This is a genomic window from uncultured Marinobacter sp., assembly GCF_947259545.1.
In the GTDB taxonomy this organism is placed as follows: Bacteria; Pseudomonadota; Gammaproteobacteria; order Pseudomonadales; family Oleiphilaceae; genus Marinobacter.
Genome location: NZ_CAMYMK010000009.1, coordinates 310,183 through 335,933 on the forward strand (window position 1 = coordinate 310,183; position 25,751 = coordinate 335,933).

20 protein-coding genes are annotated in these 25,751 nt (G+C 54.5%); 6 read left to right on the forward strand and 14 right to left on the reverse strand.

Annotated features, from left to right (window positions below; all coding sequences use genetic code 11):
- Window positions 1-88: 88 nt before the first annotated feature.
- Window positions 89-520, forward strand: a complete 432-nt coding sequence (locus Q0Y21_RS16135; RefSeq protein ID WP_297797663.1) for a CBS domain-containing protein — start codon at window positions 89-91, stop codon at window positions 518-520.
- A gap of 30 nt (window positions 521-550) precedes the next feature.
- The gene (gene fghA, locus Q0Y21_RS16140) at window positions 551-1,396 is read left to right on the forward strand and encodes an S-formylglutathione hydrolase (protein WP_297797665.1); all 846 of its coding nucleotides are present in this window, start codon (window positions 551-553) and stop codon (window positions 1,394-1,396) included.
- Between the two features lie 9 nt (window positions 1,397-1,405).
- On the opposite strand, the gene Q0Y21_RS16145 is transcribed toward fghA, so the two are convergent.
- From Q0Y21_RS16145 to Q0Y21_RS16190, 10 genes are all read right to left on the reverse strand, one after another.
- On the reverse strand, window positions 1,406-2,527 hold the full coding sequence (locus Q0Y21_RS16145; RefSeq protein ID WP_297797668.1) for an HD domain-containing phosphohydrolase: 1,122 nt from the start codon (window positions 2,525-2,527) through the stop codon (window positions 1,406-1,408).
- A gap of 86 nt (window positions 2,528-2,613) precedes the next feature.
- Window positions 2,614-5,487, reverse strand: coding sequence for an EAL domain-containing protein (locus Q0Y21_RS16150; protein WP_297797670.1), 2,874 nt, complete (start codon window positions 5,485-5,487; stop codon window positions 2,614-2,616).
- Window positions 5,480-5,947 carry a response regulator gene (locus Q0Y21_RS16155; protein ID WP_297797672.1) on the reverse strand — a complete coding sequence of 156 codons (468 nt, stop codon included), beginning with the start codon at window positions 5,945-5,947 and terminating at the stop codon, window positions 5,480-5,482. Before Q0Y21_RS16155 ends, Q0Y21_RS16150 begins: the two co-directional genes overlap by 8 nt.
- Window positions 5,940-9,587, reverse strand: a complete 3,648-nt coding sequence (locus tag Q0Y21_RS16160; RefSeq protein WP_297797674.1) for a PAS domain S-box protein — start codon at window positions 9,585-9,587, stop codon at window positions 5,940-5,942. Before Q0Y21_RS16160 ends, Q0Y21_RS16155 begins: the two co-directional genes overlap by 8 nt.
- Window positions 9,580-11,826, reverse strand: a complete 2,247-nt coding sequence (locus tag Q0Y21_RS16165) for an ATPase, T2SS/T4P/T4SS family (RefSeq protein WP_297797676.1) — start codon at window positions 11,824-11,826, stop codon at window positions 9,580-9,582. Before Q0Y21_RS16165 ends, Q0Y21_RS16160 begins: the two co-directional genes overlap by 8 nt.
- Window positions 11,827-11,835: 9 nt before the next feature.
- The gene (locus Q0Y21_RS16170) at window positions 11,836-12,981 is read right to left on the reverse strand and encodes an ATP-binding protein (RefSeq protein ID WP_297797678.1); all 1,146 of its coding nucleotides are present in this window, start codon (window positions 12,979-12,981) and stop codon (window positions 11,836-11,838) included.
- The gene (locus Q0Y21_RS16175) at window positions 12,974-13,642 is read right to left on the reverse strand and encodes a GTPase domain-containing protein (RefSeq protein WP_297797679.1); all 669 of its coding nucleotides are present in this window, start codon (window positions 13,640-13,642) and stop codon (window positions 12,974-12,976) included. Before Q0Y21_RS16175 ends, Q0Y21_RS16170 begins: the two co-directional genes overlap by 8 nt.
- Before the next feature lie 16 nt (window positions 13,643-13,658).
- Window positions 13,659-14,183 carry a response regulator gene (locus Q0Y21_RS16180; protein ID WP_297797681.1) on the reverse strand — a complete coding sequence of 175 codons (525 nt, stop codon included), beginning with the start codon at window positions 14,181-14,183 and terminating at the stop codon, window positions 13,659-13,661.
- A complete protein-coding gene (locus tag Q0Y21_RS16185) occupies window positions 14,180-15,526 on the reverse strand; it encodes an HD domain-containing phosphohydrolase (RefSeq protein WP_297797683.1) in 1,347 nt (448 codons plus the stop codon). The genes Q0Y21_RS16180 and Q0Y21_RS16185 overlap by 4 nt, the downstream gene beginning before the upstream one ends.
- Before the next feature lie 2 nt (window positions 15,527-15,528).
- On the reverse strand, window positions 15,529-16,401 hold the full coding sequence (locus Q0Y21_RS16190; RefSeq protein WP_297797685.1) for an ATP-binding protein: 873 nt from the start codon (window positions 16,399-16,401) through the stop codon (window positions 15,529-15,531).
- Between the two features lie 243 nt (window positions 16,402-16,644).
- On the opposite strand from Q0Y21_RS16190, the gene Q0Y21_RS16195 reads away from it, so the two are divergent.
- On the forward strand, window positions 16,645-17,349 hold the full coding sequence (locus tag Q0Y21_RS16195) for a hypothetical protein (protein WP_297797687.1): 705 nt from the start codon (window positions 16,645-16,647) through the stop codon (window positions 17,347-17,349).
- Window positions 17,350-17,378: 29 nt separating this feature from the next.
- Here Q0Y21_RS16195 and Q0Y21_RS16200 read toward each other — a convergent pair whose 3' ends face one another.
- A complete protein-coding gene (locus Q0Y21_RS16200) occupies window positions 17,379-18,764 on the reverse strand; it encodes an MATE family efflux transporter (RefSeq protein ID WP_297797689.1) in 1,386 nt (461 codons plus the stop codon).
- A 182-nt stretch (window positions 18,765-18,946) separates the two neighbouring features.
- Here Q0Y21_RS16200 and Q0Y21_RS16205 point away from each other — a divergent pair, with 182 nt between their 5' ends.
- The 3 genes from Q0Y21_RS16205 (at window position 18,947) to Q0Y21_RS16215 (ending at window position 23,080) form a co-directional block, all read left to right on the forward strand.
- On the forward strand, window positions 18,947-19,816 hold the full coding sequence (locus Q0Y21_RS16205; protein WP_297797691.1) for a carboxylate/amino acid/amine transporter: 870 nt from the start codon (window positions 18,947-18,949) through the stop codon (window positions 19,814-19,816).
- Window positions 19,817-19,966: 150 nt separating this feature from the next.
- Entirely contained in the window at window positions 19,967-21,532 is a 1,566-nt protein-coding gene (locus Q0Y21_RS16210; protein ID WP_297797693.1) for a PAS domain-containing methyl-accepting chemotaxis protein, read from the forward strand.
- Window positions 21,533-21,697: 165 nt separating this feature from the next.
- Window positions 21,698-23,080, forward strand: a complete 1,383-nt coding sequence (locus tag Q0Y21_RS16215; RefSeq protein WP_297797695.1) for a sodium-dependent transporter — start codon at window positions 21,698-21,700, stop codon at window positions 23,078-23,080.
- 37 nt (window positions 23,081-23,117) lie between these two features.
- On the opposite strand, the gene Q0Y21_RS16220 is transcribed toward Q0Y21_RS16215, so the two are convergent.
- The 3 genes from Q0Y21_RS16220 to Q0Y21_RS16230 all read right to left on the reverse strand — a co-directional run bounded on the left by Q0Y21_RS16220 (window position 23,118) and on the right by Q0Y21_RS16230 (window position 25,674).
- Window positions 23,118-23,702, reverse strand: a complete 585-nt coding sequence (locus tag Q0Y21_RS16220; protein ID WP_297797697.1) for a hypothetical protein — start codon at window positions 23,700-23,702, stop codon at window positions 23,118-23,120.
- Window positions 23,703-23,818: 116 nt separating this feature from the next.
- A complete protein-coding gene (locus Q0Y21_RS16225; protein WP_297797699.1) occupies window positions 23,819-25,129 on the reverse strand; it encodes a TRAP transporter large permease subunit in 1,311 nt (436 codons plus the stop codon).
- On the reverse strand, window positions 25,126-25,674 hold the full coding sequence (locus tag Q0Y21_RS16230) for a TRAP transporter small permease subunit (protein WP_297797701.1): 549 nt from the start codon (window positions 25,672-25,674) through the stop codon (window positions 25,126-25,128). The genes Q0Y21_RS16225 and Q0Y21_RS16230 overlap by 4 nt, the downstream gene beginning before the upstream one ends.
- Window positions 25,675-25,751: the final 77 nt, after the last annotated feature.

Genomic DNA, 25,751 nt, shown 5'->3' on the forward strand with positions numbered 1-25,751 from the left:
CACTTTTTGCCCCCATTGCCTATGGTTATAGGAGGACGTTTCGGTTCTGCGACGTTACTTCGGAACGATAACTGCGAGGGGAATACCCATGCGCTCATTAAAAGCTTCTGATGTCATGTGGAATCACATCGAGCCAATTCGGTGTGGTGAGCCGTTAACCCGGGTAGTGAAAGCGCTCCTGAGGAATCACGTCACCGGTCTGCCCGTGGTGGATGAACACCGGAAAGTCATCGGATTTATTTCAGAGCAGGACTGCATCCACGCATTGCTGGTCAGCAGTTACCACTGTGAGGGTGATCCCATTGTTGATGACGTGATGTTCCGCGAACCTGTGACGATCTCCCAGGAAATGGCCGTGGTTGACCTGGCCCAGAATCTGGGGGCTGGCAAACCCAAGGTATACCCGGTGGTGGATCATGGGCGCCTGGTAGGCATAGTGACCCGCACCGCCATTCTGGCAGAACTTGCCAGAGCGGGTTGCGGCATCGAATTACCAAAGTACGCTGCGGCGGAAGACTGACCAGTATTCGTACCCTGAACCGAGGACATCATGGAACTGCTATCCACCAACGTTTGTTTCGAGGGTGAACACCGTCGTTACCGTCATACCTCGGCAGCCCTGGGCTGTACCATGGAGTTTGCCGTTTACCTGCCGCCGCTGGCGGTTGGTCGCAATCCGCGCCCGGTTCCCGCGCTCTACTGGCTTTCCGGGCTGACCTGTAACGACCAGAATTTCATGCAGAAAGCGGGGGCACAGAGACAGGCGGCCAAACTGGGCATGGCCATTGTGTGCCCGGATACCAGCCCGCGTGGGCTCGGTCTTCCGGGTGAGGACGACAGCTACGACTTCGGCACCGGTGCCGGTTTTTACATCAACGCAACGGAACAGCCTTGGGCTCCGCATTACCGGATGTATGACTATGTCGTGAAAGAGCTGCCGCAACTGGTGGAAGGCCAGCTTCCGGTGACTGACAAGCGCGCGATAAGCGGCCATTCCATGGGTGGTCACGGGGCTCTGATCTCTGCCCTGAAGAATCCGGGGCGATATGCGTCGGTATCAGCGTTTGCACCCATCTCCAATCCCAGCGAGTGTCCCTGGGGACAAAAGGCGTTCACCGGTTATCTGGGTGCCGATAAGAGCCACTGGGAAGAATGGGATGCAACGCTATTGATCCCGACCGCACGGGAACGACTGCCCCTGCTGATAGATCAGGGCACGTCCGACGAGTTTCTGGACAGTCAGCTGAACCCGGATGTATTGGCCGATGCCTGCGAGAAAATGCATCATCACATCAACCTGAGGATGCACCGGGGCTACGATCACAGCTACTTCTTCATCGCCTCGTTTATTGACGATCACTTGAATTATCATGCCGAGGCTCTGGGGCTGAGGTAGGGGACGGTTTCAGCGCAAGTCCCAGATCAGGCTGAAATCCATGGAGGGCATGATTTCGGGTTGTTCCACTGCCCGAATATTGAATTCCAGCAGGCTGCAGTCCCGTTCAAACGTTCCACTGTACCGGTTGCCCTTCGGGCTGATGATGGCCCTTACGAAGGGGCCCAGGTGGCGGATAGGGCGTTGGGTCACAACGCCAACCTCACTATTGGCCAGCCGCACCAGGGTGCCGGGCGGGTAATCTGTCAGCACTGTCAGTAATGCCCTTGGAATGGCCGGGCGTAGCTGGCCGTCAGTCAGGCTGGCGACCAGTTTTCTGGCGTCGATAATGTTCATCCGTTCGCGGTAGGCCCGTTTGGTGATCATGGCGACATAGCGTTCAGCCAGGGCGAGAATTTCCGCTTCCGGCCTTATTTCAGTACCGCTGAGTCCTTTGGGATATCCGGATCCGTCGGCTTGCTCGTGGTGTTGCACAATGATCTCGAACAGGGCCTCGTTCTGGATACCAGCGGCATACAGGGCGTTAACACTGCGTTGCGGATGCTTGCGAATAACCGCGCGTTGATTGCCGTTAAGAAGTTTGCTGGAAGCGTTCAGCTGGTCGGCAACAGGGACTAATGCCAGGTTGGCAACCAGGGCGGCGCTGGTGAGCAGACTGGTTCGGTTGTTATCGAGTCCGAACGTCTGCGCGGTAAAGTGACAGAGAATGGCGTAGAACAGAATCTGTTCGTGAATGGTGGGCTCAACAGAGTACAAATGGATCAGGGCGAGGCTGGCATCCGGTGCTTCGTCGCAGATACGTTCAATCAGGCGGGTAAGGCCGAGCAGGCGCTTTTCTGCACTGTCGTCACCGGAGGTGATGGCGTTCAGGGTTGCTTCCAGAGTTTGTAGCAGCACCGGATAATCCGCGAAGGGATTGCGCTGACGGGTATCCTCGAAGATCTCCTCCTGCTCACGCTCCATCTTGCGGGGGTGGAACAATCCCCGTTCAAACAGCTGCTCGAGCTGCATGTCATTCTGGATGACGTAGCCCTGGCGCAACAGGACGTTGCCTTCAACGTCATAAACGGTCCACGGCAGTGGTCTACCCACCACCAGGGCGCCGGGTGCGATACGGGCGAGATTCGACACGGATTGATTTCCTGAACTTTGTTTTTCTTGCATCGCAGTCTAACGCCAAACTCGGGGTAACTCCAGAAGCCAGGGAGGCCCTCAGGCTACTCCTGCATGAGAGTATAGTAGTGGAAGGCTTGCTGAATATGCTCCCTTATCTGTTTGTCATCCCACGGTTTCGTCAGGAACTTGTATATTGCTCCCTCGTTGATGGCATCCGTGACGGATTTTAGGTCGGTGTAGCCAGACAGCACGATGCGCACAGTATCAGGATGGAGTGCTTTGACCTGGCTAAAGAACTCGGTACCGGACATCTCCGGCATTCGCTGATCCGAAATGATTACCTGCACATGGTTCTGGGCGAGCAGGTCAAAAGCATCATGCACACTGGTCGTCGATAATATCCGGTAACCATCGCGTCGCAGGACCCTTGTTAAGGCTCGGAGAATGTTGGCTTCATCGTCAAGAAGAAGCAAGGTTCTCGTCTCTTCCGCAGTGTCTGACCCAGTAGATATAGATGGTGTTTGATTATAATGCGAATGCAGGTATTTCAGTAGTTTCTGAAATGGTATTGGCCTGGAGTACGCAAAGCCCTGTAGCAGATCGCATTGATGCTTGCGGAGGAACGCTGCATGTGCCTCCGTTTCTACGCCCTCAGCGACTACTTCAAGGCCAAGGTGGTGGGCCATGGAAATGACCCCCTGTGTAATAGCAGCGTCGCTTCGGTTCTTGATGACGTTTTTAATGAATGACCGGTCGATTTTGATCTTGCTTGCCGGAAGCAGCTTGATGTAGCTGAGACTCGAAAAGCCGGTTCCAAAATCGTCAATTGCAACTTTAACCCCCAGATCACGGATTGCACGTAGCGTACTGATGACCTGATCGGTGTCGAACAGTACCGCAGATTCCACAATCTCCAGTTCCAGGCTTTCCGGGGGGAGTCCGGACGCCTTGAGAGCCTGCTTTACGATATCGGCGAATCCGGCTTTGCGAAGCTGAACAGGGGATACGTTGACTGCCACGCTGCATTCTTTGAAACCCTTGGACTGTAAGTGAACGGTATCGCGGCATGCTTGCTCCAGAACCCTTTTCCCCAAACCGATAATTTGCCCGGTTTCCTCTGCCAGAGGCACGAAATCAGCGGGGGAAACCAGTCCCAGTTCCGGGTGCTCCCAACGGACCAGAGCTTCCACCGATCTGGGATGACCCGTTCTCGCGTCAATCACGGGTTGATAGAACAGTGTCAGCTTGTCGTTATCGATGGCGTCCTGCAGCTGATTTCTCAGCCTGACTCGGTAATTGGCCTCCGTGTTCAGGTTTGTCGAATACCATTGGTAGGTATTTTTCCCTAACTGTTTGGCCCGATACATTGCCATGTCAGCTTGCTGTAATAGCTCCATGGGAGTGCAGATATCGCCGTCATCGGTGGTGATGCCGATACTGGCTGTAAGGTGAAGAGTATGATCATCAACCTTGTAAGGAACAGAGAGTTCCCTGATAAGCTTTTCGACAACTTGCAATACGTCGTTCGTGTGCGCAAGGTCCGGAAGCAGGACAACGAACTCATCTCCACTGATACGAGCCACGGTGTCTCCCGACCGCACCGTTCTGGCTAGACGTTCCCCGACCTCAGTCAATATCTTGTCACCCAAGCGATGACCCAACGAGTCATTTATAAGTTTGAAACCATCGAGGTCGACGAATAGAACGGCGACTTTCCGGTCGTATCGGGACGCAAACTGACATGCCTGGGTGAGCCGGTCCTCCAGTAGCGCGCGGTTCGGGAGGCCGGTTAGGACATCGTGGCTGATATTGTAGGCCAATTGATGTTCTACGGATTTACGGTCGGATATATCGTTCAGTACGCCAATGAAATGGGTCACCTGGCCATTGTTGTCCGGGATTGGAGCCAGGTATAGGTCGTTCCAGAACGGCGTCCCGTCTTTTCGATAGTTGCGCAGGACAACCTTGATAGGACTCTGGTTTTCCAGTCCTTCACGTATTTCATTTAATGCCTGTTCGTTGAAGGGGTCGGCGATGGTACCCTGAAGAAATCGGCAGTTTTGTCCGAGCGCTTCTTCCCCGGAGTAACCCGTTATTTGCTCGAAAGCCGGGTTCACATATATAAGCGGAAAATCTGATTCTTTTGCATCCGCGATAATGATGCCATTGGATGTGTATTCAATGCTGCGTTTCAACAGGCGCAGCTGACGACTACTCTTTACCCGTTCCGTTATGTCAGTGAGCATCAAAAGTTGCAGAGGCTGATGGTTGATTTCAATGTCCCGGCTAATAATTTCAACCAGTATCTTGTTACCCGATTTACTTTGGTGGCCTTCCAGTCTAGCGCCCTTGGCCAATAAAATTCCTTCTGACGCCAGTAACTCCGGTTCGTTATACTCGGTTCTCAGGTCCTTAAGGCTCAGCTCGTTTACAGAATTGTTATCATATTGATAAAGATTTCGGGCAGCGTGGTTCATTGAATGCAACCGCTGAGTGCCCGGGTGTACCAGACACATCGGAGCCGGATTATTCTCGAACAACAGACGATAGTGAGCCTCGCTACTCGCAAGACGTTCTGATGCTATTGCTCGATCAATGGCATAGCGGATGCTCCTGATCAGGGTATGGCCATCCAGCATGCCCTTAACCAGATAATCAGTCGCACCCAGCTCAACCGCCCTGACATCCAGTTCCTCGTCACCCTGGCCAGTCAGCAGAATAAACGGTGTCGTAATACCGGACAGTTTGGCGTCGTGGATAAGATCAAGTCCCGAATCCGGGCCAAGACGAAAGTCGATCAGGGCTGCGGCATAGACTTTGGTTTTCAGTGCTTCAAGTCCCGCACTGGCAGTGCTGTACCAGTCGAGGTGTGTGGGAACTGGGCTGCTATCTTTAAGCAGGTCTCGTGTGATCAGGTAATCGTCTTCGTCGTCCTCGATCAGGAGGATATTCAGTTCAGGGTCAAATTTACTCATAATATTCCGCATTTCCCGGCAGACGGACGGTATCGACCCAATAGGTCTTCAACGATTGGACTACACCCAGTAAGTCTGAATACCGCGCCGGCTTTATGATGTAAGAATTTGCTCCCTTCTCGTAACATTCGTCGACGTCATCTTCGCTCTTGGAGGTGGTCAATACCACCGTTGGCAGTTTCCTCAGTCTTGGATCGGATTTGATCTCTTGCAGGGCTTGCCGCCCATCTTTCAGAGGCATGTTAAGGTCGAGTAGGATCAAGTCCGGTAATCCACAGTATGATTCTGGTGTCGCAGCCTCGGGATCGCCGTTGAGGAACCGCATCAGTTCCTCGCCATCCTGCACGAAGCAAAGGAGGCACTCGTTACATCGCTCATCAAATGCATCCCGTATCAGCAGGCGATCATCCGGATCGTCGTCAGCAACAAGAACAAAAGGTGTTACATCCTGATTATCCATCTTGGGGAGAAACCTCCTTGTTGTTCGCCACAAACCGAATCCTGAAAGTCGTACCAGCATTCGGGGCGCTTTCCACCTCAATCGATGCGTTATGACGGTCCAGTATTTTTTTGACGATGGCCATACCTATGCCGGTACCGTCATACTCATGCTTCTGATGAAGTCGCTGGAACGGGTGGAACAGCTTGTCCGCATACTTCGGATCAAAACCAATGCCATTGTCTTGAACCACCAATGTCCACCCATCTTGAGCCTTATTTTCAGGGTAGACCAAAATCCTCGGTGGCCGATCTTTTGGATGAAATTTGACAGCATTACTCAACAGGTTTTGAAGCACCTGGCGGATCTGCGTCGGATCTCCGTGAATCGGAGGTAAACGGGATGTCTCCAGCACAGCGTTTTCCCGAGCAATGGTTGCCTCCATGTCGTCGAGGACTCCCTGTAATATCTTGTTGGTATCGCAATTGACGAACGGTTTGGCCTTGCTTGTCACCCTGGAGTAACTCAGTAAATCGAGAATCAATGCCTGCATTCGCATAGCCGCAGATTGCATCCGCTTGAGGTAGTCCAGATCCTGAGTGGTTAACCGATCTGACGTACTGATCAGGCGGTCGGAGAATGCCTGAATCTTCCTCAGTGGCTCCTGCAGATCGTGCGAGGCGACAAAGGCAAAGTCCTGGAGTTCCCTGTTACTGCGCTCCAGTTCCTTAAGTGTGGTTTCAAGCTTCTCCTGGGCCTCTTTGCGTTCGGTGATACTACGATAGTAGACGGATAGTCCTTCTTCGGACGGGTATGCACTTACTTCGAACCATTCCCTCAACGGGGGGTAGTAGGCCTCGAATGCGACCGATTCACCTTTCTCCATGGCGTATCGATACTGGTCATCGAATTCTGATCCAATGGCTTCGGGGAACCACTCCCAGAGCGTTCTGCCCAAAAGCTCCTCGCGACTCCTGCGCAGGATTTCTTCCGAACGCTTGTTTACGTATATGAATCGCCAGTCCTTATCCAGAGTAAAGAAGGCGTCGGTGATGCTCTCGAAGATCGTGGATTGTCTTTCGGCATACCTTCGAAGTTGTTCCGTGGCTTGGCGATTTTCGGTTATGTCCTGAAAAGCACCTTGAAGCCTGACAATGTTGCCTTTCGCATCCTTCACTGCGTGTCCGATTGTTCTTACCCAGCGAAGGCGCCCCTTAGCTGTGCGCAGTTCTAGCTCTTCATCGTATGGAAACCCGGTTTCGATGCAAAGCTCCACAGCTTCCCTGATACGTTGCTGGTGTTCAGGGATGTAATAGCGGATAGCCTCCTCGATATCAGGTACCTGGCCTCTGGGAACTTCGTGTATATCACACACGGCATCGGACCAAAGGGTCTTTCCGGATGATATATCAACAATCCAGCCGCCAACCTGAGCCAAATGTCCCGCGATACGAAGCAGGGCTTCACTTTCTTTGAGCTTCTCCTGAATGGCTTGGGTCTCAGTGATGTCCCGTGCCACGGCGTAGATCATTTCGTCGGTGCTAAGGATGGCGTTGATTTGTATCCAACGCGCCGTTCCATTTCTGTGCAAAACGCGTATGTAGAGATCATTAACGATGTTGCCTGCAACGAGGGATCGAACTGCTTTTTTGACGTCCTCTTCGTCGTCCTTGTGGACAAGTTCCAGATATGAGGTGCCCAAGAGTTCATTCCTCTCATAGCCCAAAGTTTTTACAAAGCTTTGATTCAACTCAAAGAAGTTATTGTTCAGGTCAACAATGCAGAACATGTCGGGGGAGAGAGAAAAAAATTGTTCCCGTTCGTGAGAGAGGACTTCCGCCGCCAGTTCATTAGATACGTCACGGCCCACGCAAAACAGGGCATTGTCTTCCTGTGACCATTCTGCTGTCCAGGCGACTGTGACCACCTGGCCGTTCTTGTGCCTCAGGCGAGTTTTAAGATCCCGTGTTCTTTCATTTTCACCCGTCACCAGTCGACTGATTTCGTCAGTAGCCGACGCTTTGTCCTCTGGAAGCAGTAATTGATCGTATCGGGTGCCAACTAACTCTTGAGGGGAATAGCCTAAAACGGTTTCACAGGCAGGGCTGACGGCAGTGAAAACACCCTCGTGACTGACAGAGCAAAGGATTTCCCGGGAGAACTGCATAATTCTTTCATGGGTGTGTCTGAGATTTCTTTCTTTCTTCAGGTGACGATTCAGTGTGTCATTGAGTGCGGATAGGCGCTGGGAGTGGTGTACGGATTCACGCCAGAAAAAGTGGCTGAGCATCATCAGGAAACTGAGCCCCAGGCCTGTAAAGAGAATTAACGGAGGAAGATAGAAATCATTTCCCTGTAATATGTTGCTAGTCGGAAAAACTTCAATCTGCCATTTGCTGTCATGGTGGGGGTACAGATCCAGTGCGGCCAGAGGCTGAATGGATTCCGGGCGTTCCCCGCCAGTTGAATCGAATATGATCTGTCCGCTGTATTTAACGAGTAATTCCAACGCTCCCTTTCTTTGCTGAAGCTCACTGAAGACATCATTTAGATTAATGGTTGCAATTATGAGCCAGGAGCGGTTTTGGGGCCGGTCGGAGGGAGCGGCTATTACAGAATACCACCCGCCGCCAGGTCCGGCCTTTTTGGGGGGGCTAAGGTGAGTTACTCTGGTTGCCGTCACATGCCCAAGCCAAGTCCGATTTTGTGGTTCATTGAGAAAGCCATCAATCCATATGCGGTCGTCCGGCAAACGTGCCTCTGTCTTCTCCGGCCGCATGGTGGGGTCGAGTATGCTGATCAGTCGAAGCTCGGGAAAATCGCGAAAATAACTAGTCACTTCCTGTCGCCAGTGGCCATCAGAGGGCTGGCTCTCCACTAACCGGAACCGTTCAGCCAATCTCTGAAGCAGGGTTAACCGAATATCGACTGCAGAATTAGCTGCGTCCTGCACCTGTATTGCCAGGGTTTCGGCCCGCTGTTGAATACTTTCGCTAGTATGTAAGCGCATGATATGCCATATCATCGTGGTAATGGTGATCCCCAGAACACCGACTAATACCACTCCCCGAGAAAACAGGGGGACTTTGGATTTATCGAAGTGGAAGAGGAAGGGGAGGGCCAGGCTGGCCAATATCGCCAACGGGCTGACGACGATAGTCGCTTCCGGGATGCTGCCCAGGCTCATGGGCGCAAGCTGTGGATACCAGTAAGATAACAGGGACAGGAACCCGATAACCATTACCAAAGGGGCTGCAATCAGACCAGCCAGCCACCCCCTGGTGAGGTGAATAGCGCTTAATACACTAATAGCCACAGCGAAAATGACAGTAAAGACAGCTGGGCCGATATAAAATCTGTCAAGGAAGGGGTGACTGGCCGTTGTCAGGGGCAGGTGGGGCAAGGCTGTGAAGAAAAAAGCTGCCAGAATAGTGCCCACCGAAGTCACAGACGCTACTATTCGCAATCCGAACAGAACCGCAAAAAGAGCTATGCTGATGGCGATGGCCATCAAACCACCGCCAGGCTCCAATGTGATTCGGCCGACAGCTCCATTTTGGAGTGTGGCGGCGTCAAACAGAATAATGGTCCCGATCGCGGCCAGCGAGATTGACAGTGCTAAAGTCAGACAGAACCAAAAAGTGAGCTGACGTTCAGCCATTCAACACCTGCGGACCTAACAACCGTAGAATTTCGTCTGCCGTGGTCAGTCCATCCTCCAGCTTTTTCAGTGCGTCATCCAGCAATATTTCCATGCCTTGCTCCTGCGCAATATGTTCAATCTGCATTGCGCTGGCGCCTTCAGTGATGGCAATTCTCAAGGTTTCATTCATGGTCAGCACTTCGTGAATTGCGACTCGTCCTTTGTAGCCTTTGTGGCATTTTTCACAGCCCCTGCCCTGATAGAAGGTCAGGTTGGCATCCGTAAACTTTGGGCCAAGCTGGTCAAGAACCTCTGTGGGTGGTGCAATCTCCTCTCGACAGCTCGAACAGATTCGGCGTACCAGACGCTGGGCAATGATGGCCTCAAGGGCTGAGGCCAGAACGAACGGCTTTAGGCCCAGATCGAGTAGGCGAGCAACCGTCGCCGCTGCGGAGCTGGTGTGTAATGTGGAATACACCAGGTGCCCGGTCATGGCAGCGTGGAATGCTACATCGGCGGTTTCCTCATCGCGGATTTCCCCCAACAGGATTACATCTGGATCCTGTCGCAGGATGGCCCGTAACACGCTGGCAAAGCTCAGCCCAATTCGCTCCTTTACAGGCACCTGGCCTGCCATGTCTACGTGGAATTCTACCGGGTCTTCGATAGTGACGTAATTACGTTCCGGGGAAGCATTGTGCTGCAGCAGGGCATACAGAGTGGTGGTTTTACCGCTGCCGGTGGGGCCTGTGGCCAGGATAATGCCTTGGGGCTTGGCCACCACGTGCATCAGCCGTTTTCGGTTATGCTCCGACAAACCCAGATCTTCAAGGGATTGTGCCGATGACTGACGCTCCAGAACCCGCATCACCACTTTCTCTCCATTAATGGTCGGAAGTGTGGAAATGCGCAGATCGACAATCCGCATGGGAGTTTTTACGGTAATGCGGCCGTCCTGGGGTTTGCGACGCTCGGTAATGTCCAGTTCCGCCATCACCTTGATTCGCGATACAACGGACATTAATAGGTTGGTCGGAATATGGATCTTGTCCTGTAGCACGCCGTCAATCCGGTAGCGGACCACCAGGGATTTAGTGCGTGGGTGCACGTGGATGTCACTAGCGCTCAGGCGCAAGGCTTCTAAGATAATAGCGTTGACCAGACGGATCGCTGGTGGCTCTTCCGAGCTGCCGAGCAACTGCTCCAGTGATTCCTTCTCGATATCTTCATCCAGGACAATCTCGATGCCCTCGTAGGGATCATCTGTGCCGACCTTGGTAGCGATATCATCCAGGTCGTTGGTTTCCCCGAAAATTTCTGCCAGCTTGGCCTGCATCTGCGAGGTTTCGCACAGCAGCGGATGGATCGTGTAGCCGGTCATGAAACCGAGCTCGTCGATAAGGTTCACATCCATGGGGTCGACCATGGCCAAGCGCAGGCGCTGTCCCTGTACACGCAGCGGTAATACCAATTGGCGAGTACAGATCTTCTGGGGAATCAGGGACAGCAGGCTGGGGTCTGGTTGGAATTCCCGCAGGTCAATTTCCTCGAACATCATGTCATCCCGCAGCATTTCATACACCTTGCGGAAATCGACCCATTCATGTTTGAGAAGCTGACGCACCACGGGGGTTTTCTGGCTTTGCATTTCCCGGTGCAGTTGCTGGATCTGCTGAGGATTCAGCCAGCCTTTCTTGTGCAGCAGGATCGCCAGTTGACTGCGGTTGGTGGCTGTCAGCTTACTGATGGTTTCCAGATCTTTGCTCTGCTTTTCTGTTTGTCGTTCAAGTGAACGGGTACGCTGGATCAGCTCATACTGCTCCAGAGCCAGAGCAATGGTCAGGCGAATATCGTCATCGTTCCAGGGTTTGAGAATGAATCGGTAAACCGCGCCATCCTTGATGGACCCCATGACAGCGTCGGTGTTGGCGTGGCCGGTGAGCATGATGCGGATGGTCTGGGGCCATCGCTCGCGCACGTCCCGTAGTAGCTCGCTGCCGTTCATGCCTGGCATCATGAAATCGGTCATGATGAGTTCAACAGGCTGCTTCTCCAGGATTCGCAAGGCTTCTTCTGCACTGCGGGCAAACAACAGCTCATAGTTCTCGCGCTGGAATACCCGGCGCAATGAGGCCAGGATGTTGGGCTCATCATCCACCAAAAGTAGCCGATAGGGGGCTTTCTTCTCTTCCTTTGGTGGTTCCGGTTCATTGCCGGTTTCCTGGCCGAAGAACAGTGACGCGTAGCGTTTCGCCATGGTGGATCCTTATGTCGCCGGCAAGGTCAGGGTCACCCGTGTGCCTGCACCTTCCCGACTGTCTATCTTGATGGTGCCCCGGTGTGCGCGAACCGTGTCGTGGGCGACCGTTAGCCCAAGGCCCGTGCCAGAACCGATCGGACGAGTGGTGTAGAAGGCATCAAACACCTGGCTGCGACTGGCGTCGGGAATGCCGCAGCCGTTGTCCTGGATGACGATGTCCACCTCATTGTCCCGTGCGGCGGTTTTAACCAGGATGCGTCCCTGGCCTTTTTTCGGTTTAGCATCCAGCAGCGCGTGGGCGGCGTTGTCCAGCAGGTTATAAAGGCTCTGGGATATGCGTCCAGGGTGACAGGAAATTTTGGGCACATCGTTTAGTCGTTCCATTATGTGCAATTGATGGCCATGTTCAGTTTGCAGCAGGTGAATGGCACTGGTGAGCAATGCATTGACATCACACGGGGTGTAGTCGGCCTGGTCGATGCTGGAAAAGGTTTTCAGGTCCGAAACGATACTGGCAATACGCTTCGCCCCATCGACCGATTCCCCGATCAGGTCGTGGAAATCATCAAGCAGTTCGCGGTTCGCTTCTGTATCTGGTACAAGGCCCTGCAGATCTTCCAGGTAGTCCCTCGCCACTCTCAGGTTGCTGGAGATGAAGCCGATAGGGTTATTGATCTCATGAGCTACGCCCGCTGCCAAATGGCCGACCGACCTGAGGCGGGAACTTTCGTACAGGTCCTGTTGGGTCTGTTGGATGACTTCCACCTGATCATCAACACGTTGCTGCAGCTGGCCTGACAGTTCCCGATAACGGGCTTCAGAGGCCCTCAGGGCTTCGTTCTGGCGTTGAAGTTCGGCGTAACTTGCCTCTGTGGTGTCGTGATGGAGGCTTGCCGCCAATCGGTACTTGGCAATAAACATCATCAGGAACGACACCAGTTCGGACGCGGCCTGCCGTTCCCCTGGGGACGCACCGCCGGACAACCAGCCTACGGTCTCCAGGTTGAACTCGACTGCAACGGCATCGTCCTGTCGGTGTGGCGTTATGGTGACTGATTTCCGGCATAGCGCGCTCAAGGCGTGGGTAAGTCGCTGCAGCTGCTCTGCGGTCAGTAGATCATCCAGGGTGGGATCGTCTTCAAAACTACGCACGATTCACCTCATGGCTGGCGCTTAGTCTGGTGATAAACTGGCTGCGATCAATACCGTGACGGTTGGCGAGTTCAAATTCATTATCGATCTCGGTGTACAGTCGATCCAGTACAGTGCGTAAGGTTTCGATGACGCCCTGGCCGTGAAGGGCAGACGCCATGATCAACGGCGACCATGGCGTGACGGACCATCGCGCCTGCAGTACGGTTTCATCCACAGCGCCCGGAATGTCCCGTTTGTTGAATTGCACCGCCAGGGGAAGCGTGTCGATGTCCAGTCCGACTTTCTCGAGATTCTCTTCCAGGTTGCCAAAAGCGTTGGCGTTATTGTCTTGTTGGCTGGGCTGTGAGTCCGCAACGAAGACAACGGCATCTGCACGAGAGAGAACCGCTTTGCGGGTGCTGTCGTGCTGGACCTGCCCGGGAACGGTGTACAGCTTCAGGCGCAGATCGAGACCAGAATTGCTTTTCAGGCCGATGGGCAGCATGTCGAAGAAAAGCGTGCGGTCATCCCGGGTCTCAAGCACCATCAGTTCGCCCTTGCGCTCCGGGTTCAGCAGGGAGTGCAATTGCATCAGGTTGGTGGTCTTTCCGCTCAGGGCTGGACCGTAAAAAACCACCTTGAGGGCGAGCTTGTTGTCTTCCGAGGTATATTCAGCCATGTTTTTTTAATCAAAGTCACTGATCGCTGATGAGGACAGAGCCGTCCGTATCCCGCTTTACGCGGGTAATTCCCGGGTTCTCCGATTCCAGCCTGAGTAATTCCTGCTCTCGCGCCCAGAGCATCTGCCTCTGTGCCTGAATCTCGGCTATAAGCCGTCGGTTTTCGGTCTTTAACTCGTAAAGATCAATGGCGGATTTGATTGCGGCGACCACTTCGTATTCATCCCAGGGTTTCGACAGATAACGGTAGACCTCCGCCTGGTTAATGGCCTTGATCATGGAGTTGCGGTCGCCGTAGGCACTCAACACCAATCGCATGGCGTCAGGTTGCCGTTGCTTGGCAAACTGGAGGTAGGTAACGCCATCCGCTGTGGGCATCTGGTAATCAGAGACGATGACCGCGTAATCATGCTCCAGCAGACCCTGAAGCGCTGATTCAACTGTTTCGTAGGTGTGAACGTCCCAGCCTTGTGGTCTCAGTAGACGTTTGAGGGCGCTCAGGATGTTGGGCTCATCATCCACTAGCTGGATCTTGATCATGATTCGTTCTCCGTTTCCTCGTCATCCGGGCGATGCACATACAGAGTGTAGCGGTATCCGTCCGGTTCTCCTTTTTCGAAGGAGGTGAGCTTGTCGATAAGAGGGGCGGTCAGTTCCTTGCCCTCGTTAAGCAGTAGCATGCCAGAGGCCGCGTACAGATTTTTTGCCAGCACCATGCCGGGCTTAACCCGCAGGGTGTCGAGTACCAGAATTTCCGGGTCGTCATGCTCTACGTCTGGCGCGACTTCCATGCAGACCTCCAGAAACTGATCTGCGATTTCTGGGTCGTACAGCCGGTCCTTATAACGCTTGATCAGTTTCAAGGCGTTGTCCCGCGACACCTTCCGTTCGAGGATCAGCCCATACTGCAATTCGATAAAATCCACCGCCAGACGCAAGATACGGGAACCATAGGGAATGTTCTTGCCCTGCAGTCGTTCCGGTACGCCATAGCCGTTCCACTTTTCCTGGTGATGGCGAATGATCCGCGCAGTTTCTTTCAGAGGCTCCAGGGCCATCAGTAGCTGTTCGCCTTGGATCGGATACTTGAGGTATTCCAAACGTTGGTCACGGTTCAACAGGTCCGAGGACGCAAAAAACAGCTCGTCGGGCCAGCCCAGTTTGCCGAGGTTATAGAGCGCGGCCGCCATAGAAAGATCCCGGGAGAGGTCTTCATCAAGATTGTGGTACTCGGCAAACGCTTTCACCATGGCAATGACCAGGGGGTTGGGCTGCTTGTGAACCGGCAGGCGTTTGGCGATCAGGCTGGAGAAAACCTCGGTGGTGGTTACGTAGCTTTGCTTGAGCTCAGTGTACGCAGCGTCCAGCATATCGGCCGTTTCTTTCAGTTCCTCCGTGCGAGCCAGCACCTTGTTTTCCAGGCTGGCGTTGAGCGCCTTGAGTTCCTTATTCTGCTTGCGCGTAAGCTTTTCCAAGGCCAGTCGGCGACGCTCTGAAAGCTGGAAAGCCAACGCCTGGCGAACAATGAGTTTCAGCTCTTCGTCATCCCACGGTTTACTAATATATCGGTAAATCTGTCCTTCATTGATAGCCTTGATAGTGGCGGTGACATCCGCATAGCCTGTCAGCAGGATTCGAATACAGAACGGCCATTTTTTCTTGATCTTTGCGAGCAGGGTCGGACCGTCCATGCCAGGCATCCTGGCATCGGATATCACCAGATCGAACTTCTGTTCCTCCATCATGGAAAGTGCGGCTTCACCGGACGTAGCCGTCTCCAACTCGTAAGGTTCCTTACGAAGGATGCGTTGCAGGCTCCGGAGAATGTTTTCCTCATCGTCAACCAACAACAGTCGAGCGGTTGTGGGTAATGAATCGGCCATGATCAGATTCTTCCGTGATCCGTCTTACTGTCGGTTTTACCCGGAGGCTGTGACGCAGGAAGCGTGATCCTGAAACAGGTGCCCTCACCAGGAACGCTATTAACTTCAATATGCCCGTTGTGCTTTTCGATGATATTGAACGATAGAGAGAGGCCAAGTCCTGTGCCTTTGCCAATCGGTTTGGTTGTGAAAAAGGGCTCGAAAATTCGGTTGAGATTATCTTGCGTAATGCCCTTACCGGTGTCCTCAACTTCGATGATCACCTTATCCTGCTGATGACAAGTGCGGATCGTGATACGCCCAAAATTATCAATAGCATGCGCCGCATTAATCAGCAGGTTCATCACCACCTGATTGATTTGCGAGATGATGCACTCCACCTGAGGGATGTCGGTAAACTCCTTGGTGATCTCGGCCTTGTACTTCAACTCGTTATTCACCAGGTTCAGCGTGGTTTCGATACCACGGTGAAGATCGGCAGGCTTGAATTCCTCCTCCTCAATGTGGGAGAAATCCTTCATGGCGGAGATGATAGTTTTGACCCGCTCGATACCCTCCCGGGATTCCGCCAGCAAATCGTTCAGATCCTCCCGAAGGAAATCGTAGTCAATATTCTGTTTGATTGCCCGCAAGTCATCGATAGACGCGGCGGAATCCACCGCATCGGTGAGTCGAAATAAATCTGAAAGGTAGGATTCCAAGCTTTGGAGATTTGAGTAAACATAGCCGACGGGGTTGTTTATCTCATGGGCTACGCCGGCGGCCAGTTGCCCGATCGCTGCCATTTTCTCTGATTGCAGTAACTGGCGATTTGCCTGCTCCAGCCTTTCGTTCAGTTTTTCCTGTTCGGGTACGGAAGATTCTGTATTTGGCATACACTGAGTCCGTTCGTTTCCATTGCTGTTATGCGGTGCGCAAGACAACCCAAGGTGATACGGGTGACCTTATTTCGGGCGGTGTATTGCGAATATGTGAACTGGCTCAAGTATAGAAGCTGTGAAATAGTATCAACGTTATTTTTGGTATCTGGGTTAAGGAAATTAGTTAATTAAAGTCATAAAGAGACTTTGGTTTTTGCGTTCAGGCGTGGGAGGCTCGCTTCTAAAAGTGGAGGCTGTATGTCCGGTAATAATGTGCAATATTGCTTTGAGTTCAGTGATGGTAGTGAGTGGCGATGCGATGTGGCCATGGACAGTGAGTATCAGGAAAGAAGCGCTGAGCTCCCAGAGTGGACGCGGCTGGGGTTTTATCAGTGTAGCCACTGCCCATTATCAACGACTGAAGTAAACTACTGTCCATACGCAGTGGCGCTTCTGGGGCCAGCCAAGGCCACGGCTGACAGACCTTCCCACGAACCCGTAGCTGTTTCGGTAAATGTCCGTGACCGCGAAGTCCGAGCCGAAACAACCCTGCAACGTGCAATGGGATCATTGCTGGGGTTAATCGGACCTTTCTCTGGATGTCCGGTGACGGCGATCCTCCGGCCAATGGCCAGGTACCATCTACCACTCAGCTCCCCTGAGGAAACAGTAGTCCGTGCTTTTAGTACCTACTTGTTGGGGCAATATCTGCGGGATCAGCACAACGAAAGTGCGGATTGGAGTATGCAGGGGCTGCGCCGGATATACGCGGACCTGCGGCAGTTGAATCTCGGGATGAGCCAACGACTCAGAGCTAGTCAGAAAGAGGATGCGGGAGTCAACAGTTTCGTTTTGTTGGATTTGCTGGCGGCGGATGTTGGCTATGCTCTGGACCAATATGAAGGGGAGTTGGATGAAAGCTTTGGTGAGTTTTTGTCTGATGCCTCGCGAAAGACGGAATGAGCCTGCGTCATAGCCCTGGGTTCCGATGGTTAGGTTCTCGGCGCGAACAGAAATAGCCGCAATCCCAGAAGAATGCTGGCGGATGCCAGCCCCCCTGTTAATCCTACCCAGAATCCGGCGGCGCCCATGGCCGGCACCAACCCATCGGTAAAAGTCAGCACGTAGCCAAGCGGCAGCCCCACCAGCCAGAATGAAAACAGCATGATAAACATGGGAATACCGGTGTCCTTGTAGCCCCGCAGAGCACTGATGCAGGTAACCTGGATGACATCGGCGATCTGGAACAGTGCCGCGAACATCAGCAGGCTGACTGTCACTTCCCTGACCGCTGCATCGCTGGTGTACAGTGCGGCGATCTGCTCTGCAAAGGTAAACAGCAGGGTCGCAAACACTAACGCAACGGTGGCTGCGAGGATCAGCGAACTGCGGGAAATCAGCCGAGCGGTATCGGGTGCCTGGGCACCGATAAGGAAGCTGACCCTTAGGGTCAGGGCCATGCCGATACTCAGGGGGAGCATGAACACCAGGGACACCACGTTGAGGGCAATCTGGTGGCCCGCCACCACCACCGGCCCCAGCGGTGCCAGGAACAGTGCAATGACAGAAAACAGGCTGGCTTCCACGAAGATCGTGAAGCCGATGGGCACGCCGATTTTCAGAATGTAGCGAATACCTGCGGGATCGGGTTTTACCCAATCGGCAAGCAGGTGAAAGCGACGGTACACCTCGCTGCGGTTCAGATACACCAGCAGGGCAATGGCGGCGACACCGTTGGACAGCGACGTGGCCCAGCCGCACCCAACGCCCCCCATGGCGGGCAAACCCAGTTTGCCGTAGATGAATACGTAATTAAGCGGCAGGTTGAGCAGGGTGCTTAGTACCGCAAAAGCCATAATCACCCGGGTGTGTCCCAGGCCATCGGTCAGTCCCCGCAATGCGGTCATCAGCAGCAGAGCCGGAATACCCCAGGCAAAGGCGTCAAGATAGCCCTGGGTGATGCCGGCGGTATGGGGGTCGAGGTTGAGTCGGTCCAGAACCGGATGCACGTGGGTCAGTAACAGGATCATCACCACCGAACCGACGGCGGCGATGTAAAGCCCCTGCCAGGTGGCGGGCATGATCTTGTCAGTGGTACGGGCGCCATTGTAGCCGGAGATGATGGGCTGCAGGGCGCCGAGCAATCCCATGAAGAACAGGAACAACGGCATCCACAAGCTGCTGCCGATACCCACTGCCGCCAGGTCTTCGGCACTGGCGTGGCCCGCCATGACGGTATCGATCACCCCATTGGCCATCTGTGCCAGTTGGGCAATCAGGATCGGCCCGCCCAGTATCGCCAGGGTGCGCCATTCGGTAAGGGTCCGCTGGATCAGTGGCTGTTTGCTGGCGGGCAGGGGCTGATGGGTCTCGTCCATGGGGTGTGATACTGCCTTGGCGGTTTGGGCGGTGAACAGGTGTTGTGTCAGCGGGCATGGTAACCGAACACGGTGGTGATCGGCATACTGCTTTTCCGGTATAGGCGAATGGTATTGCGTGGCTGTACAGCCTCGGGAGCGAAGCGGTAAAGTGCCGCTTTTCTGAACAACTGGCGAGTAATATGGGTCTTCTGGTCTTTGTAACCGTCCTCTGGGCATTCTCCTTCAGCCTGATTGGTGAATTTCTCGCCGGGCAGGTGGACAGCGATTTCGCAGTACTAACGCGGGTCCTGCTGGCGGCTCTGGTCTTCCTGCCGTTTACCCGCTGGCGCGGGGTTGCGACGGGCCAGAAGCTGGGTATTGTGGTGACCGGCATGCTGCAGTTTGGCATCACCTACCTGTGCCTCTACCGGTCTTTCAGCTATCTCACGGTGCCGGAGGTGCTGCTGTTCACAATCTTTACGCCGTTGTATGTCACTCTCATTGACGATGCCATGTATCGCCGGTTCTCGCCTGTGGCGCTGTTGGCTGCCGCAGTGGCCACCGTGGGGGCCGGGATTATCCGTTACGATGGGCTGAGCCAGGATTTCATTACCGGTTTCCTGCTGTTGCAGGTGGCCAATTTCACCTTTGCCGCCGGCCAGGTGGGCTATAAGCATGTGATGCGCCATTACCCGTCTGAGGTTCCGGCTTTCCGTACCTTCGGGTATTTCTTCTTTGGGGCTCTGATCATTGCGCTGCCCTCATTCCTGATTTTCGGTGATGGCAGCAGGCTGCCGGAAACCGGCCTTCAGTGGGGCATCCTCGCCTGGCTGGGGCTGGCTGCTTCCGGTGTGGGCCTGTTCCTGTGGAATCGCGGGGCCTGTCATGTCGACGCCGGTACTCTGGCAATCATGAACAACGCCCTGGTGCCGGCGGGCTTGCTGGTTAACCTGTTGATCTGGAACCGGGATGCGGATTTGTTGCGGTTGCTCTTGGGGGGCGCGGTGATTGCGGCATCCCTGTGGCTGAATGCCCGCTTCCACCCTCGGGCCCGTCTCGCTATTACTTGAACTTTCGAACTAATGGTTTTCCGTTACTGGTCGATAATATTGGTAACCATACAAAGATAGTGGTCTTTGGTAGAAGCATGGTACTAATCTATCCTGCAACTATCTGAATTTAAGAATTCGGCCCAAGCGCCCACATAGACGGATGTCGATATGAGAAAAAACCTGCCGGTTACCCAGAGGGAAGTTAGGATGCGTGAGGGTGGTCGCCTGATCACCACCACCGACCTGAAAGGGGTTATCACCTACTGTAACGATGAGTTTGCCGAAATCAGCGGTTTTAGCCGAGAAGAACTGGTCGGTCAGGCTCACAACATCATTCGCCATCCGGATATGCCGCAAGCTGTGTTCAAGGGCATGTGGGATTACCTGAAAGCCGGCAAGGCCTGGATGGGTGTGGTGAAGAACCGTGCCCAGTCCGGTGACCATTACTGGGTGAGTGCTTACGTTACGCCGATTACTGAGAATGGTCAGGTTGTGGGTTACGAGTCGGTTCGTGTTTCCCCCACCCGGGAGCAGGTCAGTCGCGCAGAAAACCTGTACAAGCGCATAAACGCGGGACGTTCCATCGTTGGTATTCAGAGCCGGGTAGCGTCTGTCGTCAAATCCGGCTGGCCGTTTTTCCTGTCCCTGGCGTTGAGTCTGGGCGCACTGGCCATGGGTGAGCCGGCGCTGGCTGTGGCCATGATCGTTGCTGGTCATGCCATTGGGGCGGCGTTCGTTTTCAAATCCGTGACCGGTCGTTTGAATCAGATTCTGAAGCTTCGCGCGGATGCGTTCCGTGATCCCGTGGTGGCCCGGACATACAGTGACGAGAGTGGTCTCTTCTCCCAGCTATCAATGGTATTGCTCAGCGAAGATGCGCGTATCCGGACAGCGCTGGCCCGTATTGAGGATCAGGCGGAACTATTGTCGGCGCAGGCCGAAGCGTCCCATGGTTACATCAGCGAGGGTGCCAAGGCCATCGCCCGGCAGCGCGCGGAAACCGACCAGACTGCGTCTGCCATCAACGAAATGACCGCCTCCATTCAGGAAGTGGCGGAAACGGTTAACGCTAATGCCCGCGATGCTGAGGAAGCCAATAGCTTTGCCGCCTCGGGCAGCAAGCGCAGTGAGGAGGCGCTGGAAGCCATTGAGCAGCTGGTGACGCGGGTTAATGGTATTGGTGAGGTAATCGGCCGACTGGGCGAATCCACCAACAGTATCGGGGAGGCCGCCAACCTGATCTCCGACATTGCCGACCAGACCAATTTGCTGGCACTTAATGCGGCGATTGAGGCAGCCCGTGCCGGCGAGCAGGGTCGGGGCTTTGCGGTGGTCGCGGATGAAGTCCGCACGCTGGCCAGCCGGACCCGGGAGTCAACCGTGAAAATCCAGGAAGTCATCGACGATTTCCGCCAACAGGTTGAACAGGCGGTATCGGCAACTCGCGATGGTGAGCAAGTGGCTGGCCAGGGGTTGGCGAAAGTCCGCGAGGCAGAAACCTCATTGCGGGACATTGTGTCGGCCATCCAGAACATTTCCGACAGCTTCATCAGCATGTCTGCGGCCTTTGAGGAACAAAGTCACGTATCGGATGAGATCAATCGTCAGATTGTGAACATTGCCGAGTTGGCGGACAACAGTACCGAACAGGCCAACTCCGCCCAGGACAGCAGTACAAAACTGAGCGAAATGTCACACGGATTGAAAGACCTGGTGTCGCGCTTTGTAAAGTAAAACCAGTCGGTTGGTTTGCCGGGAGCGTCGGGCTGTCATGTGCTCCGCCCCGGTTAACTGGCATCCATCTGCGACTACTGGCAAAATCCCGCCCCAATTGCCGGAGGCTATCTCCGGCAAATCCAATATAAAGCGATTCCTCAGCCAAAAGCACAGGATGAAAACATGACTGACAATAACCAGGCTGCAGCCCCACGTGGCATGTGGTCCTCGAGGCTGGCCTTTATTCTGGCGGCGACTGGCTCTGCCGTTGGCCTTGGTAATATCTGGAAGTTCCCGTATGTGACCGGTGAGAATGGTGGTGGTGCCTTCGTACTGGTCTACCTTCTGTGTATTGCCATTATTGGTATTCCCATCATGATGGCCGAAGTATTCATCGGTCGTAATGGGCGCCATAACCCGATTACCAGTATGCGACTGGTGGCGGAACGTAACCTCAGCTCCCCGGCCTGGCGCATCTCCGCGATAGTGGGTGTGCTGGCGGCCTTTATAATCCTTTCCTTCTATTCGGTCATTGGTGGTTGGGCGGCTTCCTATATTGGCCATGCCGCCACCGGGGATTTTACGGGTCAGGATGCAGATGCCATCGGTGCCCTGTTCGGTGACCTGCTTGCCAGCCCCGGAATGCTGCTGGCCTGGCACAGTCTGTTTATGGGACTGATCATCTTTGTCGTGGCTCGCGGCCTCAAGTCCGGGCTTGAGCGGGCGGTCAACATCCTGATGCCTGCCCTGTTCGTGTTGCTGTTGCTGGCGGTTGGTTACGCGGCGACCACAACCGGTTTTGGCCAGGCGGTGAGTTTCCTGTTTACACCGAACTTTGGCGCGTTGACCGTTAATGGGGTTCTGATCGCCCTGGGCCATGCTTTCTTCACCCTTAGCCTGGGCATGGCCATCATGATGGCTTACGGTTCCTATCTGGGCCCGGATGTTTCCATTGGCCGCACAGCAATTGCTGTCTCGGTTATGGATACTGTGGTGGCGTTGCTGGCCGGGTTGGCGATCTTCCCGATCGTCTTTGCCAATGGCCTGGAAGCGGGTGCCGGTCCCGGCCTGATCTTCCAGACTCTGCCTCTGGCCTTTGGACAGATGCCCATGGGTAGCCTGTTTGGCACGCTGTTCTTTGTTCTGTTGCTGTTTGCCGCATGGACGTCCGGTATCTCACTGCTGGAACCGGTGGTTGAGTGGGTTGAAGAGAAATTCTCCGTGGGACGTGTTGGAAGCTCGATTCTGGTGGGCGCTGCCTGCTGGTTGCTGGGTATTGCGTCTATCCTTTCGCTGAACGAGTGGTCCGGATTTGCGCCGCTGGGCATGTTTGAGCGCTTTGAAGGCAAGACCATCTTCGACTTGCTGGATTTCTTCACCGCTAACATCATGCTGCCGTTGTCCGGTCTGTTGACTGCGGTATTCGTTGGCTGGTTCGTTGCCAAGGAATCCCTGAAGGCGGATCTGGCGATGAAAGGTGGCAGCTTTACCTTGTGGTATAACCTGATTCGATTCGTGACACCGATCGCCGTGAGTGTTGTATTCGTCTATAACCTGCTGGCGTAAATGAACTAAACGGGGCAGACCTCGCGGTCTGCCCCGTTTATTTTCCGCTCTCTCCGGATTCGGTGACCGCACGCAGGGCCTGCATGTGTGGACGAACTGCCTGTTTGTCTGCAGCCGGAGCCTGTCTGGCGCTTTCCATCGCGGCCGTGGCCCCGCCCATCATCGACCTCATCTGTTCTTTCTGGGCTTCGCTCAGGTTCGGGTTATTGTTGATTTCATCCATGGCTGCCGCCATTTCCCGGGCCATTTGCGGATGTTGGTCCTCCATTTCAATGGCCATCCATGCCTGGAACACCCGATCCCCGGTGGCGCCCCAGTCTTCCATCGAATCAAAACCGTTGTTTTTAACGATGTCTTCCATTCGGTTGTAGGCTTCGTGCCCCCGCATTTGGTTCACCGAGTCGGAAAAGATGGATGAGAAATCGGGCATGTCCGACGGATTTCTGGAGCCCTGCATCTGTTCGTTCAGCTGGTCAAAGTCGTCCTCGAGGGTTTCGGCTTCTTGCAGTGTGTTGATGAAGGCCCGGACTTTCTCGTTAGTGAGACTGTCGGCAGCCAGCGGGCTGGTTGTCAAAAGCAGGGTGAGAGCCAGAACAAGACACAGTGAAAGTGAGTGTTGCATGAGTTTCCTCCGTGAGAAGTATGCCCCCGAATCCTTGTGCCGGGGGCTTATCTATACAATAGACACTACTCCTGGAAACTCGCAACCTGCTCAGGCGTGCCGGCAGCCGGGCCGGCTCAGAAGAAAAGATCCGGCAGGTAGGTGGCGATTTCCGGGAAGATCATGATCAGGGCAAGGCCGACGATCTCGACAAGGACGAAAGGAATGATCGATGAGTAGATGTCCTTCATGGTGATGCCCGGTGGCACCACGCCCTTCAGGTAGAACAAGTTGAAGCCGAACGGCGGTGTCATGTAGCCGATTTCCATGTTGATCACGAACAGGATGCCGAACCAGATTGGATCGAAGCCCAGGGATTCCACAATCGGCATGAACACCGGCAGGGTTATCAGCATGATGCCGACCGGGTCCAGCACCATGGCCAGCAGGAACACAATCAGCATCATGGCGATGATGATGCCCCAGGGGCCGCCGGGAATCGTGTTCATCAGGCTCTCGATCAGGTCCTGGGCGCCCATGCTCTGATAGGCGGCACTGAAGGCGTGGGCTGCGAACAGTATCCACATGATCATGCCAGTGAGCTTGAAGGTCCGGATGGCTGCTTCCTGCAGGATGTTCCACTTGAACTGCCGGTACACCGCCGCGGAAATCAGCGCGCCGAGTACACCCATGGCAGCGGCTTCGGTGGGCGTGGTGATGCCGCCAATGATGGAGCCCAGCACCATAATGACTACGCCGATCGGCAACAGCACCGCCCGCAGGGCGCGAAGCTTCTCCGGCCAGGTGCCGCGCTCTTCCTTGGGCAGTGCGGGCGCCAGTTCGGGCTGCAGATGGCTGCGCACCAGGATGTAGATGGCGGTCAGCACCATCAGCAGAATGCCCGGCATGATGCCGGCGGCAAACATTTTGCCCACGGATACGCCAGTGATCAGGGCATAGAGAATCATCAGGATGCTGGGGGGAATCAGTATGCCCCAGCCACCGCCGGTGTTGATCACACCCAGGGCCATCTTCTTGTCATAACCCCGTTCCAGCATGGACGGCAGGGCGATGGTGCCCATGGCAACAACCGCTGCGCCACTGATACCGACCATGGCCGCAAAGACGGCACAGATGCCCAGGGTGCCGATGGCAAGACCACCCCGAAGACCGCCGCACCAGAGGTGCATCATGCGGTACAGATCCTTGGCCACGCCGGTTCGTTCCAGGATCATCGCCATGAAAACGAACAGGGGGATCGCCACCAGGGTAAAGCTTTCCATGGTGCCCCAGATCTGCGAGGACACCATGTAGAAGGAATCGAAGCCCCAGGTGAAATAGAGGAAGACGACGGATACGCCGCCCAGCACAAAGGCCAGTGGCAGCCCGAGCAGCAGGAAGAACAGCAGGGAGCCGAAGAACAGCAGGGTCAGAACTTCAATACTCACAGTGCCTCTCCTTTTTCGTCTTCCTGTGCTTCGGGGGTGTAGTAACTGAGGTTGAAGGCCACTGCGATGTCTTCCAGTAATTTGACGATACCTTGCAGAACCAGCAAACCGGTGCCCAGTGGAATGGCTGCCTTCACTGGCCAGATAGGCGGGTTCCAGGCGGAATAGGAGGTTTCCCAACTGGCGATGGATTCACTCGCCATGTCGTAGCCGAAGTACAACAGCGCCAATGTGAAGATGAAAAAGACCACGGAAGTCAGAATGTCGAGGATAGCCCGGCCACGAGGGGGCAGGTGTGAATGCAACAGATCGACATTCACGTGGCCACGGTGTGCCATGATGTAACCACCTGACATGACGGCGTAGATACCAAACAGCATCTGGGTCAGTTCGTTGGTCCACACGGTGGGTGAGTTGAACAGGTAGCGGAAGGCCACTTCCATGATCAGGAACACGAACATAGCAAAGACGATAAGCGCTATCCCGCGCCCGATAACCTCATTGAGGCGAGTTACCCCTCTCATGAATGCAGTCAGCACACCCATTGGTATTCTCCGGGAAACGGTGGGTTCATAAGCGAAGCCGGGCCAGAAAACTGGCCCGGCCGGTTTCAGGTGTCAGG